General features: G+C 55.3%; 13 protein-coding genes and 1 tRNA gene. 1 reads left to right on the forward strand and 13 read right to left on the reverse strand.

The window, feature by feature from the left end; genetic code table 11:
- Nucleotides 1–343: 343 nt before the first annotated feature.
- Entirely contained in the window at nucleotides 344–1,189 is an 846-nt protein-coding gene (locus tag PKO02S_RS28215; protein WP_164821741.1) for a helix-turn-helix domain-containing protein, read from the reverse strand.
- 470 nt (nucleotides 1,190–1,659) lie between these two features.
- Between PKO02S_RS28215 and PKO02S_RS28220 the strand changes: the two genes are divergently transcribed.
- Nucleotides 1,660–2,856 (forward strand): GIY-YIG nuclease family protein, encoded by a 1,197-nt coding sequence (locus PKO02S_RS28220; RefSeq protein WP_164821742.1) that lies wholly within the window; start codon nucleotides 1,660–1,662, stop codon nucleotides 2,854–2,856.
- Nucleotides 2,857–2,910: 54 nt separating this feature from the next.
- Here the strand turns inward: PKO02S_RS28220 and msrA are convergent, their stop codons facing one another.
- From msrA to PKO02S_RS28280, 12 genes are all read right to left on the reverse strand, one after another.
- Nucleotides 2,911–3,444 (reverse strand): peptide-methionine (S)-S-oxide reductase MsrA, encoded by a 534-nt coding sequence (gene msrA / locus PKO02S_RS28225; RefSeq protein ID WP_127588377.1) that lies wholly within the window; start codon nucleotides 3,442–3,444, stop codon nucleotides 2,911–2,913.
- 184 nt (nucleotides 3,445–3,628) lie between these two features.
- Nucleotides 3,629–4,609, reverse strand: coding sequence for an ABC transporter permease (locus PKO02S_RS28230; RefSeq protein WP_127588378.1), 981 nt, complete (start codon nucleotides 4,607–4,609; stop codon nucleotides 3,629–3,631).
- Nucleotides 4,602–5,513, reverse strand: a complete 912-nt coding sequence (locus PKO02S_RS28235; protein WP_127588379.1) for an ABC transporter ATP-binding protein — start codon at nucleotides 5,511–5,513, stop codon at nucleotides 4,602–4,604. The genes PKO02S_RS28230 and PKO02S_RS28235 overlap by 8 nt, the downstream gene beginning before the upstream one ends.
- 16 nt (nucleotides 5,514–5,529) lie before the next feature.
- A complete protein-coding gene (locus tag PKO02S_RS28240) occupies nucleotides 5,530–6,405 on the reverse strand; it encodes a GDSL-type esterase/lipase family protein (protein WP_127588380.1) in 876 nt (291 codons plus the stop codon).
- A gap of 132 nt (nucleotides 6,406–6,537) precedes the next feature.
- A complete protein-coding gene (locus tag PKO02S_RS28245) occupies nucleotides 6,538–7,389 on the reverse strand; it encodes a diguanylate cyclase domain-containing protein (protein WP_127588381.1) in 852 nt (283 codons plus the stop codon).
- Nucleotides 7,386–9,473 carry a cellulose biosynthesis cyclic di-GMP-binding regulatory protein BcsB gene (locus PKO02S_RS28250; protein ID WP_127588382.1) on the reverse strand — a complete coding sequence of 696 codons (2,088 nt, stop codon included), beginning with the start codon at nucleotides 9,471–9,473 and terminating at the stop codon, nucleotides 7,386–7,388. Before PKO02S_RS28250 ends, PKO02S_RS28245 begins: the two co-directional genes overlap by 4 nt.
- Nucleotides 9,474–9,490: 17 nt before the next feature.
- A complete protein-coding gene (locus PKO02S_RS28255; RefSeq protein ID WP_127588383.1) occupies nucleotides 9,491–10,741 on the reverse strand; it encodes a glycosyltransferase family 2 protein in 1,251 nt (416 codons plus the stop codon).
- Nucleotides 10,742–10,760: 19 nt separating this feature from the next.
- Nucleotides 10,761–12,335, reverse strand: coding sequence for a hypothetical protein (locus PKO02S_RS28260; protein ID WP_127588384.1), 1,575 nt, complete (start codon nucleotides 12,333–12,335; stop codon nucleotides 10,761–10,763).
- Nucleotides 12,332–13,834: a glycan biosynthesis hexose transferase WsfD gene (gene wsfD / locus PKO02S_RS28265; protein WP_174819966.1), complete on the reverse strand. Its 1,503-nt coding sequence runs from the start codon at nucleotides 13,832–13,834 to the stop codon at nucleotides 12,332–12,334. Before wsfD ends, PKO02S_RS28260 begins: the two co-directional genes overlap by 4 nt.
- A gap of 22 nt (nucleotides 13,835–13,856) precedes the next feature.
- Nucleotides 13,857–14,990, reverse strand: coding sequence for a hypothetical protein (locus PKO02S_RS28270; protein ID WP_127588385.1), 1,134 nt, complete (start codon nucleotides 14,988–14,990; stop codon nucleotides 13,857–13,859).
- Between the two features lie 165 nt (nucleotides 14,991–15,155).
- Entirely contained in the window at nucleotides 15,156–16,499 is a 1,344-nt protein-coding gene (locus tag PKO02S_RS28275) for a DUF695 domain-containing protein (protein WP_164821743.1), read from the reverse strand.
- A gap of 64 nt (nucleotides 16,500–16,563) precedes the next feature.
- Nucleotides 16,564–16,640, reverse strand: a tRNA-Pro gene (locus PKO02S_RS28280).
- Nucleotides 16,641–16,841 lie beyond the last annotated feature (201 nt).

Below are 16,841 nucleotides of genomic sequence, written 5' to 3' on the forward strand. Positions count from 1 at the left end.
GTCTGCCCTGTCTGCCCTGTCTGCCCTGTCTGCCCTGTCTGCCCTGTCTGCCCTGTCTGCCCTGTCTGCCCTGTCTGCCCTATCTGCCCAGTCCGCTCTATCGTCCCACCTGCCCAGCCTAACGAACCAATATCCGCTAATAACAAACTGATATCAGCTATTTTTCTGCCCTCTATGCCTCACTATGCCCTATAACAATCCAAAGTTCGCTATTACCAAACTAATTGCAGATAGTTACCAATCGTAAGTTGGCTATTCGTTCTCCTCTCCCAAAACCCATCAAAAAAACCGGCGCCCGCCCTCCAAATGGAGAGGCAGACACCGGCTTGCCCATCGCAGCCTACTAGATCGCACCAAGCACCCGCAAAATCAAGGAAGCCTTGGAGTTCACTTTCAGCTTGCTGTTGATCTTCGTCACATACACCCGCACCGTGTTTTCGCTGATGCCGAGCACTTTGCCGATCTGCTTGTAGTCGTAATCGAGCAGCCAATACATGGCGATCTCTTTCTCGCGAAAGGTCAGCTTGAACGACTTCAGCCGCTCCTCGAGCACCTCTTCGACGAGCCACGACTTCGTCTGAAGCTCGGATTTGCGTAGCTCGTACTCCATGCTGAGCGCAATCGACTCGATGCACGGGTACAAAAACGGAGCAAACACATGTCTCACGGCCGAAAGCGCCAAATACCCGACACAATGGTTCTCCGAATTGTGGATCGGCACACACATCGTGACCCAATCCTGCATCGTGTCCAAATAATGATCCTCGTCGCTGATCCAGACCGGCCGCTGCAGCTCAATCGCCGCCGAGATCGCATTCGTGCCCGCGCTCGTGATCGACATGGCCGAGCCGATGCCGATATTGTTCATGCGCACCGCGTTGGAGATCGACCGCTCGTCCCCGCTAATATGCAGGATGACACCGTTGCTGTCCGTCACCATAAGCAGATTCGGGAAATAAAACGAGTTTTTCTTCAGCAACCCCTGCTTCTGAATAACGTCCATCAGCACCTGATTTTTCGCGATCAACCGTTCCAGCATTTTCCCCTGCACCCGAAACCGAACCCGCATGGAATCCCGTTGGACGCCGTTCTGATGCGACTTCTCATGAAGCTTTCGAATGTCCGACTTGGAAATGCCCACCTTCTCCGCAAAATCCCCGGTACGGATTTCTTCCGCAAAAACCTTCATCGGTTTCCACTCACTTTTCTCGAATTGTGTTAGAAGGTATGCCCAAATCCATAATTCCATAATCTGACTCGTATGTCGGATCGCCCCGAATGAAAGGCATTTCCTTACATATTCTCTGGCTGAGAATAACTATAAGGCCGGCATTCGTCACTTGAAATAGTGCAAACGCATTAATTCTGATAAGATAGTAGCCTTGCACTATATATAGATAGCGCTTTCATCACACATCGATCGACAATCCCGGGATCGAACGTCTGTTCATCCCCGCCTTAGGTCTGAAATTCAGGGCATTAAGAGCCACCTGCCGAGCGAAGGCAGGGCTGGCCGTTCAGAGCCGGGGTCCTCCGGACCAAGTCTCAAAAACAGGCACGAAGGCGGATAAAATCACCCCCGTTTCCAGCAGGATAGCACTTTGGACATGTAGAACTGTAGAGGAGGATCTTCCAAGTTCGAGGAAGGAGATGTCGGACATGCCCAGACTACCGAAATCCCAATGGCAAAAACCGATCGTCTACATACCCGCCGTCTTCCCTTTCGACCCGAAGCGGTATCCGGAAACCCCCGGCTGCTATATCATGTTGAATCAAAACGGAGACATTCTCTACATCGGCAAAGCAATCAACCTGCGCGCCAGACTCTCCTCTTACTTTCACGGGAAACCGGACCGCCACAAGACCGCAAGACTGATCCCGTTGATTGCAGATATCGAGCTGATCCTCGTCCGGACCGAAAGTGAAAGCTTGACGCTCGAACGCGAGCTGATCAAACACTATCAGCCGCCCTTCAACCGCGCACTTAAAAAAGGACCGTCCGTACTGTCCTACATTGGAGTTACGGAGGGCCCGGTTCGACTGCTGGTTGCCCATGATGCTACTAGGTTTCTGGATCGATCCGCCCAAAGATTCCATGAGGACCCACCCTTATCCGAAAAAATCGGCCCCTTCGACACCAGGCATATTCGGAATAGTGTTCTTGAACATGCGATTGACTCTTTTAACTTGCCGGACTGCTCTCCTATGCCGAATCGTTGCTGCTTCCGTTATTTGCGCGGGACATGCGGCGGCATCTGCGAAGGTCTCATCAGCATCGAGGGGTACGAGGCGAACTTGCAGGAAGCGCTTCGACTGCTGCACGCGCCGTTCGAGACAATCGTGCAGCATATGCAGCGACGGATGATGCAGCTCGCGGACCAGCTCCGTTTCGAGCGGGCGCAGCGGTTGAAGGTGCAATTGGACGCCATCGGCAAAATGCAAGAAAAACAGAGCGTCAATCAGCCCAGCGATCGCAGAGAGTTGTTTGTCTGGTTCGGTGATACATATGCATTAGTAGCGTACCTGGAGGATGGGACTCTTCGGCGGAGACTGGATTGGGTGAATTGGGCGGAGAAGTTCGGTTTGTTAGGAATGCAGGGGAATTCCGCCAAACTTGCTTTGCTGCAGCAGTTGAGGATGGACTTCCGGCCAATGGAGATCATTACGAACTTCGAGCTTCCTTCAGCTGCAGAGGCGGTAGTTGTTGGCGCTAATGAAGCTGAAGCGGCGGCTGGCAATTCGAAAGAGCGTTTGAACGTGAAGCTGAGCCAGCCCAAACGAGGTCGCAAAAAAGAGTTGTTAGCGCTATGCGAGCTGAACTACGAGTATCGCTTGGAAATGACAAAACGGACGTAAGCCTCGTTGGCCTGCATCCGTTTATTCTGCTAGGCCGGTCCGCAAAAGCTGCTGCTACTTGTCCCAATGCTCACGAATAAACACATCCCGGCCGGATTTCGCCCGATCCTCTTTGTAATGGGCCTTGTTCTTCTTATGGTAATCCTGATGATAGTCCTCCGCCGGATAAAAGACGTCTGCTTCTCTGATCTCCGTCACAATCAGCGCATGGAAAATACCGCTTGTCTCCAACTGCCGCTTGGATTGCTCCGCGAGTTCCCGCTGCCGGTCGTTGTGGGTGAAAATAGCGGTCCGATACTGCGTCCCCCGATCATGGAACTGGCCGCCCTCGTCGGTCGGATCGATCTGCTGCCAGAACAGCTCCAAAAGTCGCTCATACGGAAACAACGCCGGTTCGAACCTTATTTGTACAACTTCCGCGTGCCCAGTCGTCCCTTCCTTCACTTGCTCATACGTCGGATTCTCCGTCTCGCCGCCCATATACCCGGACTTGATGCCCAGAATCCCCGGCTGCTCCTCAAACGGACTCACCATGCACCAAAAACATCCTCCGGCAAACGTCGCCAGCTCTTCTTGTTGTTCTCTCATGCTGTTTATCCTTCTTTCCCTATGTCCATTATCTTTTGCCTTATCTTTTCTACTACTTCCAAGGAAGGTTCAAACAAGATGTCTGAGCGACTAATCAATTACTTGCAGAAATTGCAAGTAATTGATTGAGGGGGCTTTTTCACTCGGAACGGCGATACTTTTTGTCCATTTATTGTCTTTCCCCTCAATATACGTCTCTGCGAGTAAACGAAACAAACGCCACCGTAAGCGCCGAAGCCCCCCATACGAGCAGCACCAGCATCGAAAAACCGAGCGACATCCCTTCCACCGGCGGGGCCGCGTCTTCCAAGTAATCGATCAGCTCCAAATTGACCATGAACAAATATTTGGCCGACTCCCAAGACGCCACCATCGAATTCAGAATCGTGCCCGCAATCAGGCAAGCCAGCATTATACCCATCACTGCCGCAGTCGTGCGCACCAAGACGGACAACATGAACGTAATCGTCGCCACGACAACGGACACATACCATGCCAGCCCCAGCTCCATCAAAATGTACTGCCACTGCGGTACCAAATGCGCTCGCGTTGCGTCAAGCGCCTCGCCGACGACCGCAAACCCGGTGATGACCGGGGCCGTCCAACCTTGGAACCCAAAGATGGAACCCGAAATCACCGTCGACAACAACGCGAACAACAAAATGATGATCGATACAGACAACAACAAGGCCAAGTATTTGCTTAGCAAAATACGCCATCGCCTCACAGGTCGCGTCAGTAGCACCTTGACCGTACCTGCACTATGCTCCGAGGAGACCAAGTCGGCGGCGACGATCATCATCAGCAGCGGAAGCAGCAGCTGGATCCCGTTTTCCACGAAGCCTCTCACGAATGTCGGCGCTCCTGGCTCAGACGGATTGACATTGTAGTCCAAATAATATTGGTGCTGCTCGATGCGGATTTTAAGCTCGGCTTTCGACGCTTCGTCGGTTCGGGTGCTGTTCATCCGATTTTCCCAGCTTGCGATACGCTGCTCCAGCGCTACGCGCCAATCGACACTGCCGAAACGACGCTGATTTTCCTCTGCCTGCCGAAATTGGGCATATGTGAAAACAGAGATCAGGACACCGATGATGAGAGCAACGACAACCAGCCTGCGTTTGCCGTTCACTTTCACCATCTCGTTATAAACCAAATTAATCAATGCCCGTCCCTCCAGTCAGCTCAATGAACAAGTCCTCGAGGGAAGGCAGCTTGCGCTTCATCTCATGCACGGACACGCCTGCTTCGACCAAAGCCCGGTTCCACTGTCCGACCTGCTCCTCCGAATACGGAGTGACGATCGTTTCCCCGTGCTGCTCCGCAGATCCGGCCAGCTTCGCCAGCAGCTCGAACCCCGCCGAGAGCGGCGTCACCCGCCAGCTAACCCGCTCCTGCTCCGTGAGCAGCCGGTCGACCGTATCCACGCGGATGATCCGCCCCTTCGCCATGATCGCGACCCGATCGCACATGAGCTGGATTTCGCTGAGCAGGTGGCTCGACACGAGCACGCTCAACACTTCCCGCTCAGCCAAATAACGGATGAATTGGCGCATCTCGCGAATACCGGACGGATCCAGTCCGTTCGTCGGCTCATCGAGAATGAGCACCTTCGGCCGCCCAAGCAGCGCCTGGGCAATTCCAAGTCGCTGTCGCATGCCAAGCGAATAAGTTTTCACCCGATCGTGAATTCTTGCGCTTAGTCCGACCAACTCAACGACTTCCTTGATCCTCGACTCATCGACACCTTCGATCATCCGGCTAAAATAAGCCAAATTGTTCCACCCGGTCATATACGAGTACAGCTCGGGATTTTCCACAATGCAGCCGAGATGCTTCATCGCTTGTTCAAAATGCCGATGCAGCTCATACCCGCAGATCGCGATCGTCCCGGCCGTCGGCCGAATAAGCCCGACCAGCATGCGGATCGTCGTCGTTTTGCCTGCGCCGTTGGGGCCGAGGAAGCCGAACACTTCGCCGCGCTTCAGCTCGAAGGACAAGTCCTGGATGATTTCCCGTTTGCCGATGACCTTGCGCAAACCCCGTACAGACAGAGTGATTTCGCTCATACGCGGGTCCTCCCTCCTACCAAGTAATAAGCGCTGCGACACGCTCGCCGATCAGCCGATAACCGGCTGCATTCGGGTGGAACAAGTCTCGAGCCAAGTAATCCTGCACCTTCAGCTGGAACAAATCGAATGTCGGCACGAGCACGGTTTGCGTAGTTTGCGCGGCTACCTCCGCCGCCTTATAATTCCAGTCCCGTACGATTTTGGTCGTAACGGCGGTCGTATCTTTGAAATCAATGAACGGATTGTACAGTCCGATCAGAAAAATCTTGGCGTTCGCATTCCGCTGGCGCAGCTGCTTCAGGATGCCGTCGAGTCGGCCCAAATACCCGCTTTCGATCGATTGGATGTTCGCCGCGCTCAAATCCCGCAACGTGTCGCCGCCACGAAACAAATCGTTGGCGCCAATGCTGACGACGATAACATCCGCCTCCGCGACCTTCCCCTGCAGCGGTGCCTGCTGCTGCAACGCAGTCGACAGCTGGGCAGACGTCTGCCCGTCAACGCCAAAATTGTCGAGCACGATGCCCTGCCCTTGCGGTATGCGCTGCTTCAGGTCGTCAAGCAAATAGCCGGCGAAGCCTTTGCCGTCCGGATCTCCAGTCCCTCGTGCGAGCGAATCTCCGATCACGGCTACGTGAAAGCCGCTCTTCTGCGAGGCGGCAGGCGGGGTTGCGGTACCCGAGCCTGGCGAAGGGGAGGCTGGCGCCGCGGGGGATGTCGGAGTGGAGCTTGCTCCAGGCACAGCACCCGCCGGTGGCTTCGCTTGATCCAGCGCCTCCGCAGACGCCGGCCCGAAGTAGTCATACAGCGTCCAGCCTAAACCGACGGCACATAGCAGTCCCGACAGCGCCGCCACAACCATCAGCCCTACAATCTTTCTCTCCCTCACCCTTATCCGCTCCCCTTTCTAGCAACCCGATCTAGTAAAACGCCAGTAGAATGATTGTACCACGCAGCCTCCGCAAATGAAAAAACCGCCCGAATTGAAACAACTCGGACGGAGAATCCATATGGCCTCTTCTTAAACATCGTATTCCAGCTGCTTCCTTGCCTGAACAATGAAGTCTAGCGGTGTTTCGATTGTCTGGGGATCGTACTGCGTCGCGCCAATCCGCAAATTCAGCTCAATTCGATATTTTTCCGAAAACATAGTGTTCATTTCCACCACGCTCTGGTTCAACCGGTTGATGACGAATTGAGCGCCGTCGCGATCCGTGAACAGCAGCAAGCCCCAAGTCGGGTTTTCCTTGCTCAGCATGTAGAGCGAATCGTTCGTCCGGATACTCGTCTCCCCCAGCTTGGACAGATCGTAGATCGCTTCCGTCATCGTATCTTCACTGATCATCCGCTTGAGCTCATCCCAATACTTGACGTTCATAATAAGCAGCGTGAGCGGAATTTTGTACCGAACCGACAGCGCCATGAATACCGTAGCGTCGTTCTGGAACGAACGGCTGTTTTTCAAATTGGTCTTATCGTCCATCGTCGCCAGCGTATCGTTAGCCCGCTGCAGCCGCATGTTCTCGGTTTGCAGCACTTTGTAGGCGTTCGTCAGCATCCAGGTTACGAGCGTATAGGCCGGCGTAAGCAACAACCAGAAGTACGTCTGGCTGCCGACAATTTCCCCTATAACGACCGTCTGGTACAGCGTATAGGTTCCGTAGCCGAACAGGAACACGATGTTCAGGATAAGCCCGGTCGTCACAGTAGTGAAATAAGTGATGATCGCGAGCAGGAAGGCGATGTTCAGCAGGATCATGTTCTCGATGTAACGGTTCGGATCGCCCGCCGCGAACAAGATGCTGACGAAGCAGAGCAGGAAGAGGAACAGGAAAGCGCCGTCGGCGATCAAGCTGTTCTGATGGCGTTTCATCGGCCTTCCCTCCGCTTCAGCCTGTATTTGCGAATCAGGAAGATCAGCGAGACGAGGACGAGCACCAGCACGAGAATAAGCGCCACCATAAATTTCAGCACATCGGTACGCTCCAGCACTTCACTGAATCCTATCGCCGGTCCCGTCGTTGCTTCCTGCTTAAAGCGGAATGCATGAATGTTTCCGTCCTTATCGGTGATGACGCCGTCGCCGAACACCTTCCACATTGTGCTCTGATTGGCAACCAGCTTGGAAGCAAGCGCTACGTGCTCCGGAGTTACACCCGTCACCGTGAGCAGGCCATGCGCCTCTCCGTAGGGCGACTCGGTCAGCTGCAGCACGCCGATTCGTTTCCCATAATCGAAATCGAGGCTCATCTTCTCATTCGAGCGGATCGTCTGGCCGTTCACGTCGAAGCGAAAGTACAGCTTCTCGTTGTTGTCGCGAATCAGCTTGTTGTTGCGGAACGTTCCCACGGCCATCACATTGCGGTTCTTCAGCTCCGTCGCCGCCACATTCGGCCCGAAAAACCGGACCTCCCCGGAATTGCGTTCCACGAATTGCCCGAGTAGATTAAACAAGTTGGTCAGCGATTGATATACGTTCGCATCCCGCTCCTCCGGCAGCACGACCGCTACTTGATTGTAGCTGCCGTCCCTCAGGAACGGATAAGGGTAGTTGTTGAACAGCAAATCGGTGCGATCCTTCGTATTCAATTGCAACAACGAGTCCTTTGTAATGAATGCCCATGGCATTTCGTTCTGGGTTTGGATGCAGCCTGTATTGTTCGCCAACTCCAGATCGAATGCGACTGTTATGGGAAAGTTGCCCGTTATATTCAAATTCTGCGGAATCGGCAGCGTCAGGGTATCGCCGTCGGCCAAGTTCGGGTTCAGCTTTTTGCTGCCGATCGGCGCGTCGTTGATCAGGACGGTGACCATTGAGCGATTGAAATCCAAGTTTTTCGCATAGCGGAAGTCGAGGCCGATCTTGCTTGCCTCGGCCACGGAACGATTGGCCGGCAGCGGGATGAAATACGAGCGGGTCCGGTGCTTAGCTCCGGTCAGCTTGTCGCCGGACTCGGTCAGCGGAATCGTCTTGCCGATCTGCAGCGCCGGCGAGGACACATCCGTGCCCTCTATCACGACCTTCGTCCCGGCATCGAGCTGACCGAGCAGCGTCTGATTCGCAGCGTAGCGGCCGGCCAGCACGAGCAAGCTGGGATTCGCCGAAGTAATGACCAGCGTCGGCTGGCTGGTCATATTGACGAGCTGCAGCAGCGCCTCGTTCTGGAAGTTTTGCCGCGCCAGCCCGGTCTTCAAATCGGCAGGCAGGTTGTCGTAAAGCGCGATGGCGACGAGCAGCTTCTTCTCCTTGGCGGCGTCCGAGCCCATGGTGAGCAGCGGAATCGTCTTGTCCTTGAGCGGGTTCGACCGTGCAAAGCCGCTCAGCGCATAGACGGCCGCCTCCAGCTCGGCGGGCTGGCCGTTGGCGGGCACGACGACCGCGTTCTGCGCCGCATTCATCGTGTCCAGCCCGACGAAGTGGCGGGCGAAATCCCCGATGCCCCCGGCCAGGGGTTTGGTCGTATACTGTACAACGACACCCGATGTATCGTAGAGCTGCAGCCAGCTCTCCCGGTTGTCGGTCGGACGGCAGACCGCTTCGTCGCGAAGCGCCGTTTGCATATTGCTCTCGATCGAGAGCGTATTGGTTCCCTTGACCAGCAGCTCGACCGGGATGCTCACGGTCAGCCGCTGCTTCGTATCCTTGGCCATCGGCCGGAAGGAATGAAAGGTAGAGCCGTTCAGCGCTAACGTAACGCTGGACAGCTCGTTCTGGAGCAGCGGCGACGCCTTATAATCGAGATTGACCTTGATATCGCTGACATTCCAATAATCGGCGATTTGAAAAAACTGCTGCTTGGCCTGCAGAATGCCGAACAAAGAAGCCGCCGTATCGGTGAAAGGCGTCTCGTAAGCCTGCTGTTTCGTCGGATCGAGCTCCGCCGCGAACAGCTGCCCCGCCTGCGTCACTAGCAGAAGCGACGCAAGCAGGACGGCCGCCAACGCTTTTCGTTTCATCAATGATCTCCCCTTTCCTAATAACGTTCGGTCTTGTACCATTTGGCTTCTCGCTTGAACACTTGATCCTTCAGATAGGCGTACAGACCGTAGGCGGCGACGACCATCCACATTTGGCAATACGAGACGTACATGAGCATAATGATCCAGAGGTTGGACAGCTTCATCTCGCCTTTTTCCGTAATCAGGGTGATGTACGTTCCTACTATGAACAGCGTAATCGCCAGCAGCCATAGAAAGGAGCTGAAGCCGGCAATCGTCGTATGGACGTAGCCCAGGGCATGCAGGATGAGTAAGGTATCGGACATGATAAGGGAAGTCAGCAGCAGAAAATAGATGGACAAAAAGTACAAAATATCGAAGCGGATGCGTCTGGCCGCCGGGTTGAACAGCAATCGAATATTTTTGACAATCACATATATGTTGCCCTTCGCCCAGCGTGTGCGCTGCTTGAACCACACCTTCACCGTCTGCGGCTCCTGCTCCCATGTGACAGCCTTCGGCTGGAACTTGATCCGGTAGCCCATCATGTAGATGCGGAAGCTGATCTCGGTATCCTCGGCGATCGCCTTGACGTCCCAGCCGCCGATCTGCTCGATAATCGAACGCCGCATGATGAAGTTCGTCCCGGGAATCGTACACAGCTTGAACAGCTTCCATCTCCCCGCTTGGGCCATCCATTGGAAAGAAAGCGTCTCGATGTTGATGAAGCGGGTCAGCAGACTGGCATCGCGATTTCTCGTCCGAAACTTGCCGATGACGGCGCCCAGCTTCGGATCGTTCATAATCTCGCCTACCAAGTAGCGGAGCGCTTTCCGTTCCGGCGTATTATCCGCGTCATAGATCGCGACCAGCTCACCCTTGCTGCGCCCGAAGCCGATATTGAGCGCGTTGGACTTGCCTTTGCCTCCCGTCACCTTGTCGGTATTGATGACGATCAGGTTGCGAGTGGCGTGCTTCGCCTGCAGACCCGCGAGCAGCTCGCTGCTGTTGTCGGACGAATTGTCGTTAATGACGATAATTTCGTAGCGGTCCCAAGGGTAATCGAGCGCGAGCAGCGCTTCCACCGTCTTGATGATCACTTTGCCTTCGTTATGCGCGGGCACCATGATCGTGACGAACGGCGGCTCCTCGGGGATGGCCGGCACCCGCTCTCCTTCGCCCTGGATGTAGTACATATAACCCGCTATGATCAGAACCACGTTCACCAGCAGCAAGGACCAGATGCAGATGACCGCGATCAGCATGAGGATGTCCGAAATCGTCATGGTCGGCTCCTTTATCCCGTTACTTGTAATACTTGCGTTTGTACAATCGATAGCCAATCAGGAAAAAGACGCCGAACACCGCTAAGGTGAACAAAATGATCGCAATGAACACCGTATTCTGGAAGTTGAACAGCCGGGCGAAGGCGGCCTCCCGCTCCTGGACGTAGGCGTATTCGTCGCTCACTTCCATCAGCTTGTCGTCCAGCCCCACGGTCACCCCGTTCAGCACCAGGGCACCTTTGTCGGAAACGATCGTATTCAGCTCCGTGCGTACCGCATGCGGCATTTCTTTGTATTCGGCAAACGTGATCCAGCTACGGACGAGCTTCTGAAGCGATGTCAGCAGCTCCGTCTCGCTCTCGTACATATCGAGCGTGAGCGCCGTATCGGTCGGAAAGGGCTGCATCACCTTCCCTGTCCGGTCGTACTCCTCCAGCTGGCTTAGCGGCAAGCTGTACAGCGCCGATGCGAACGGCTGCGACGTATCCAACTGCGCCCGGTGCATGAGCTGCCTGTTCGGGAACAGCACGACCGAGTCGAAGAAGCCCATGCCGTCCTTGGCGTATACCTGATCGTAAGCCCAGTACAGCTCGGCTCCCATCCCTAACGGTGCGATGCCGTATTCCGCCAAGCGATTGAGAAAAGCGTTCATCAGCGGCTTGAGCGACTGCGTGTCCTGGCTGATCGTCGACGCCACGACCGGCGCATTCACCAGGATGCTGCCGTTGCGGAACTGGACATATTTCAGTGTCTCCAAGTAGCGCACCATCGCGGGGTAGTCCAGGTTGTGGAACACCGGACGTACGCTGACGATGAATGGGATGCCTGCGCTGTAGCATTGATCGGCCAGCCGCTCCAGCAGCCTCAGGTCGGAGAACGGATACACTTCCTTGAACAGCAAGTAAGTGCGGGATTCGGAGGTTACCCCCATCCATTCTCTAACTACTTGCGCGATCGCGGTCTCGCTCAAATTCCCTCCCGCCATATAGCTCGCATACGCGAGACGGTCGCTTCTTACTGCATAAGGGCTTATCCAATTCGGGTTCGCCGTCGAGGTCCACTGTCCCCCTGAAGCCGTGCCGCTATGCTGGACAATGATAGGCAGCTTCCCGACCCGAATAGCGTTCTGTGTGAGCTGTCCAAGCGCAAGCGTCCATGTTTGCGACTCCGCGGAAGCGAGCTGCAGCCCTAGCTTGGCCTGGACAAAAGAAGGCGGCGACAGCCCGATATGGAGGTACCCGCCGCTAAATTGCTGCAGCTCCCGCTCATACTCCGGCGGCGCCATCGTCGGATCGGACGAATTTCGGACGCCTATCACATAAGCGTAGCCCTGCATCGTACCGGTCTTGTACTGCTCAACCGGCAGCAGCCTTACCATTGCGCCGAAGGAAGCGAGTACCCGCTGCATCGTTTCGATGTTGCCTTCCAGCGCCGTTCCTTTCGCCAGGCTGTCGTAAACGAGCAGCACTTTAGGGGCGGACGGAAGGGCTTCCGCGGCTCGAACGTTCGGCGAAGGCAAGATGCCAGCGAGGAGAATCAGCACCATCAGCAGCTTCACAACCGCTCTCAGTCGGTTATCCGGACAACCGTTCATGGCCGCTGCACCCCGCCTTCCGTCTCGCCCCGCCATAGCCGGCGCCGGAACAAATCCGAGACGGTGACGAACGACACGAGATCGAACGCCGCCGTGAACAGAAATTCGTGTTTGGCCAGGTCGGCATCCCCTGCGCCGATCAGCGACACGACGATACCGCTCAGCCCGACCACCATCATCATGAGAAGCAGGGGCAAACGCAGCGCTGGTCGGAGCTGTCGCTTGCGCACCGCAAGGACGAAGGATGGTGCATAGACACCGATGACCACGATCGCCCATATCACGATGAAGCCGAACGTCTTGGGAGCAGCCGCATCCTTCAGCCAGCTGTACGCGGTGAAGAAGTTCGTTTGCGCGCCGAACGGCTTGCCAACCGCCTGCTCGTAGTTGCCGATGCCGATCGGTCGGATCGTGAAGGCGCTTCTAGCGGCGGCGTCCAGCATCTGGATGCCTTGATCGGGATGAAGCGCGTAATAGAGCAGAATCGAGCCGAAGCCGTAATGATCGTAAAAATGCCGCTGCAGCAATCCCGAGTTGACATCCACCGTTGTGAAGGGCTCGTAATAGATGCTTTTGTTCAGTATCGCATACTGGGGATCGATGCCGAATTGATCGAGCGCTTTTTCCGGATTGCCGGCCTCCATCATCACTCCGCGCGTCATGGCGTGGTATTTGTTGATGTTCACGAACTGCTGCGGAATCAGCACGTAGGTAGCAACGCCGGCGAATAAGATCAGGCCGAGCGAGGCTGCCGTCAGCACCCGATACACGCTTTCTTTTCTAAGGTAGATGAACAAGAGGCCCACTATGGCTATTGCGATGCCGACCGGCGCGTTTTGCTGTTTGCTCGTTGTGAGCAGCAGGGAGCTCCCTAGAAAAATCGCCATCAGCACATAGTCGTTGTACCGGTTGCGGTAAAACAGCAGACCGGTTGCGAACATCGTCATGGTTGCAATCAAGACAACGCTTTCGCTATAAAAGGAATTAAAAAACGATGTATAGCCCGTATCCCCGAATACGAACACCGCCAACGCGGCGATTCCGTACCCGTATTTCCGATGAATGTTCCACGTCAAGCTTTCTACCAACAAGAAGACGGCTGCCGAGTAGAGAAGGATGTACAGCACGGCTTGGAACCGAATATCGAACACTTGGGAGTCGTAAACCAATCGATTGAGCCATACCGCCGCCCGGATGAAAATCGATTGCGAGGAAGCGAGCAGCGCTCCGTTCTCGTTGAAATATTGCAGGATGCCGAATTGTCTTACGAAATAGCCCAAGTATTGGCTGTCATAGTCCGGCCGGTTGAAGTACAGGCCGTTGCTGTACAAAATGCGGAAATAGTCGCCGTTGTCTGCGAGTCCGACGACCGGTCGCAGCAGCAGGGCGATCGCGGAGACGACGAGCACTCCGATCGCCGCGAGCTGCGCAGGCGTCAAGAAGCGGCTGAGGGACAAGTAGCGATAAGGATTCGGGAATCGACTTCGTTTGGCTCTCACAGCCGCTTCCCCCTCTCCAGAATCAGTAGGCGTGAGCCAGCAGCGCCATTAAGTTATCGAAGGAGAACGCCGCTTGCGTGGCCGGATCCCCGTAGCCGCCGTAGAGCGGGCTGATCGGGTCCTTCACTTGGAATTCGCCCATCCGGCGGAGGGCGTCCTCATAGAGCGCGCGGTCACCGACTTGTACGCCGATCATCGCCGCGATCGCATAAATCGCCGTCGAGCGGATGTCATTGGTCGGCTTGCCTTCCTTCGTGTATTGGCCGAATAGCGTCCCGGCCTTCACGTGCTCCTTCAAATAACGGACACTGGCCGGCTGATGCTTACCCACTTCCGAGAGCGCTAAAACGGTAAGCAGCGATTCCACCATGTTGATGTTGTCCGAGCTGTAGCTGCGGTTCTTGTAGTCGTAGCGCGTCTCATAGAATGGAAACTTCTCCGAGAGGTAGCCGTTCTGCACAACCCCGAGCATATTCCTGGTCAGCTCCGTCTTTTGTTCGTCGGGCATCGGCAACAATTGCATCGTCTTGAGGTCGGTATAGCACAGCGTGATGAAGGAATTGGTCGTCTTATAAGTCTCGTCGTAGAAATCGTACATGTAGCCGCTTTTCGTGTTGTAGTCTATAAACCGTTTGCCGTATGTATCCGCCTCAACCTTCAGACCGGTGTCTTGGAACAGATGAGCTCCTTCATACAAGGCTCGAATGATTCTTAGATCGTCGACAGCCGCATTCAGCGGGTATCGCTTCTGCTTGTTCGGGCTGTACCGGTAGCTGAAGCCGCTCTTCATATCCAGTACTCGCTTCGCCTTCGCCCATTCGGCGTCAAACTCGCTTCGCAGCTTCTGAAGGGCATAATAGCGCATCAGGAGTCCTGTCGACTCGCTGAGCACCTCGTGGCCGGTCGCCAGCTCCCCCGACTGTTCGGTATCCCTGAAGTTCGTGTAGACGCCGTCCGGGCCGTTCATGCGCTCGGAGACGAAGCGCTGCAGCGCCGTCCTGCTCTGCTCTTGAGAGGGAACCGATGAGGTCTGTAGACTGGGCGGCAATAACGATGGGATCGGAAGGGTCGCCGGTTGCACGGATCGGTCACAGGCTGCCAATAGCAGTGCAGTCAATACGATGCCGCAAGCCATTTTCATTCGACTTCTTTTCATGCGGCCATTTACCCCTTACTCTTTTGTAGCTGTCATCAATAAATGAACCATATTGCCGGAGGAGTGTCAACCAAACCGCCCGTCCCTAACCAGTATCTCCAACTTCTGGCCTATCATGAGCGCTCAAACAAAAAGCAGAAGCCTACCCAGACTCCTGCTTTAGTCTCATTTATTCGATTCCATTTTTCCCAGCACGTATTCCATATCCTCTCGGTTCACCGAACGTCCGGGGCCGACCACTTCCACTACAATTCCATTGCCATTTACTATGTATGAGATCGGAAATCGATTTGCCCCATAGCTTTTGTAGACCGCCATCTCTTCGTCGAGGAGCACCGGATAGACGGAAGGATGCTCATTTAGAAAGGTATTGTCTCTGGCCAGCTGAACGGTGTAAAAATCAAGCTTTTCCATATACGCGCTCGCCATCTCTTGCATCTGCAAGTAATCGTCCTGGCACGGCTCGAAGATGACGTCGCAGAAATTGATCACCGCCGGACGGCCGGTATTCCCCAACTGAAGGACATTGCCCAAATGGTCCTCAAAGCTGGTCGACGGCACACGGCTGTTTACCTTAAGCGGAGACTTGAATTGGCTCACGGCTTCCGTCTCGGTGCCCAGCCACCGCCCTAGCCGGGTCGGCTGCCCGTCCAGCAAATACATGCCGAGCAGCCCGAAGATGATTACGGTGACCGTCATCACTCCGATGAACCGCAGCATGCCTCCGTAGGAGCGGAGCTTCGCGGCCACCGTCATCTTCGGCACCAGCCCCCAGCCCTCGTACTTGCCCCCGACCTTCGACAACTCGTCGAACAGCTGGCCGGACTGGCTGTTCAGCGCATCTTCGGTCAGCAGACAGACGGTGCTTATTTGCAGCACATGCGGCCAGCCGCTCTTGGCATCGTCGAAGTCCACGTTCTCGATCTTATAGCCTTGCCGGCTCAATTTGTCCTTGATCGTCTGGAGCGCTTCCCGGCTCGGCAATCTCATATAGTGCTGCAGCTTGGCCTCGACCTGCACTTGATAGCCTTGGCTCGACAAGGAGGCGAGTCCGCTCACGTTGCCGGATAGATGCCTCTCCCGTTCCGTCGGCTGCAAGTAATCGTACAAGCTCCATTCGGCATCCTCCCGAACCGACACCGCATAGCGGAACGGCTCCGGTGGATTGAAGCAGGCCTCTAGTTTGGCTTTCGCCGCCCGCTCGTCCTGCACGTAGAAGTACAACTCGAGTCGGGTTTCGGACTCGATCCGACCGACGAACCGCCCTTCGCCCTCGCGATCCACCGCCTGTTCGAATCGCTGGTGCAGCTGCATGATCTTGCCGGTCAATTGCTGGCTCTGTTCCTTGGACTCCGCCGCTCCGTATGTATAGATAGCTACCGTCGCCAGCATCGGGTAAGGCGCCGGCGCGGCTTGCTGCGCGAGCCTCGCGTGTTTGTCGATCAGGATGCGCTCCCGCTTTTCTTCCCTCTTGAATATGACCCAGCTCTTCTCCAAGCGCGCCGACACATCCGTCCCTCGCCATATTAAAAAACAGGAACCGCTAAGGTTCCTGCCGTTGATGTTAGGTTCGTGGTCGGGACGACACGATTTGAACATGCGACCCCCTGGTCCCAAACCAGGTGCTCTACCAAGCTGAGCTACGTCCCGTTGCAGCCTGTCCCTCCGTATGGGGACAAGAATTAATATAATCAAATCCCGCGCAAATTGCAACAGAAATTTGTACCCTGAAAACTGGATGCGAAGTTCGATAAGTGGGTTGAGCTTGCGAAGTTCATGTTATGTTCCTTCGGGCCCCGTTCAAGTTCATGCGTATGCTTCGTCAGCTATCGCTTCACTTGAATGGGAATT

Origin of the sequence: Paenibacillus koleovorans NBRC 103111 (assembly GCF_004000845.1) — a bacterium.
Lineage (GTDB): Bacteria > Bacillota > Bacilli > Paenibacillales > NBRC-103111 > Paenibacillus_AA > Paenibacillus_AA koleovorans.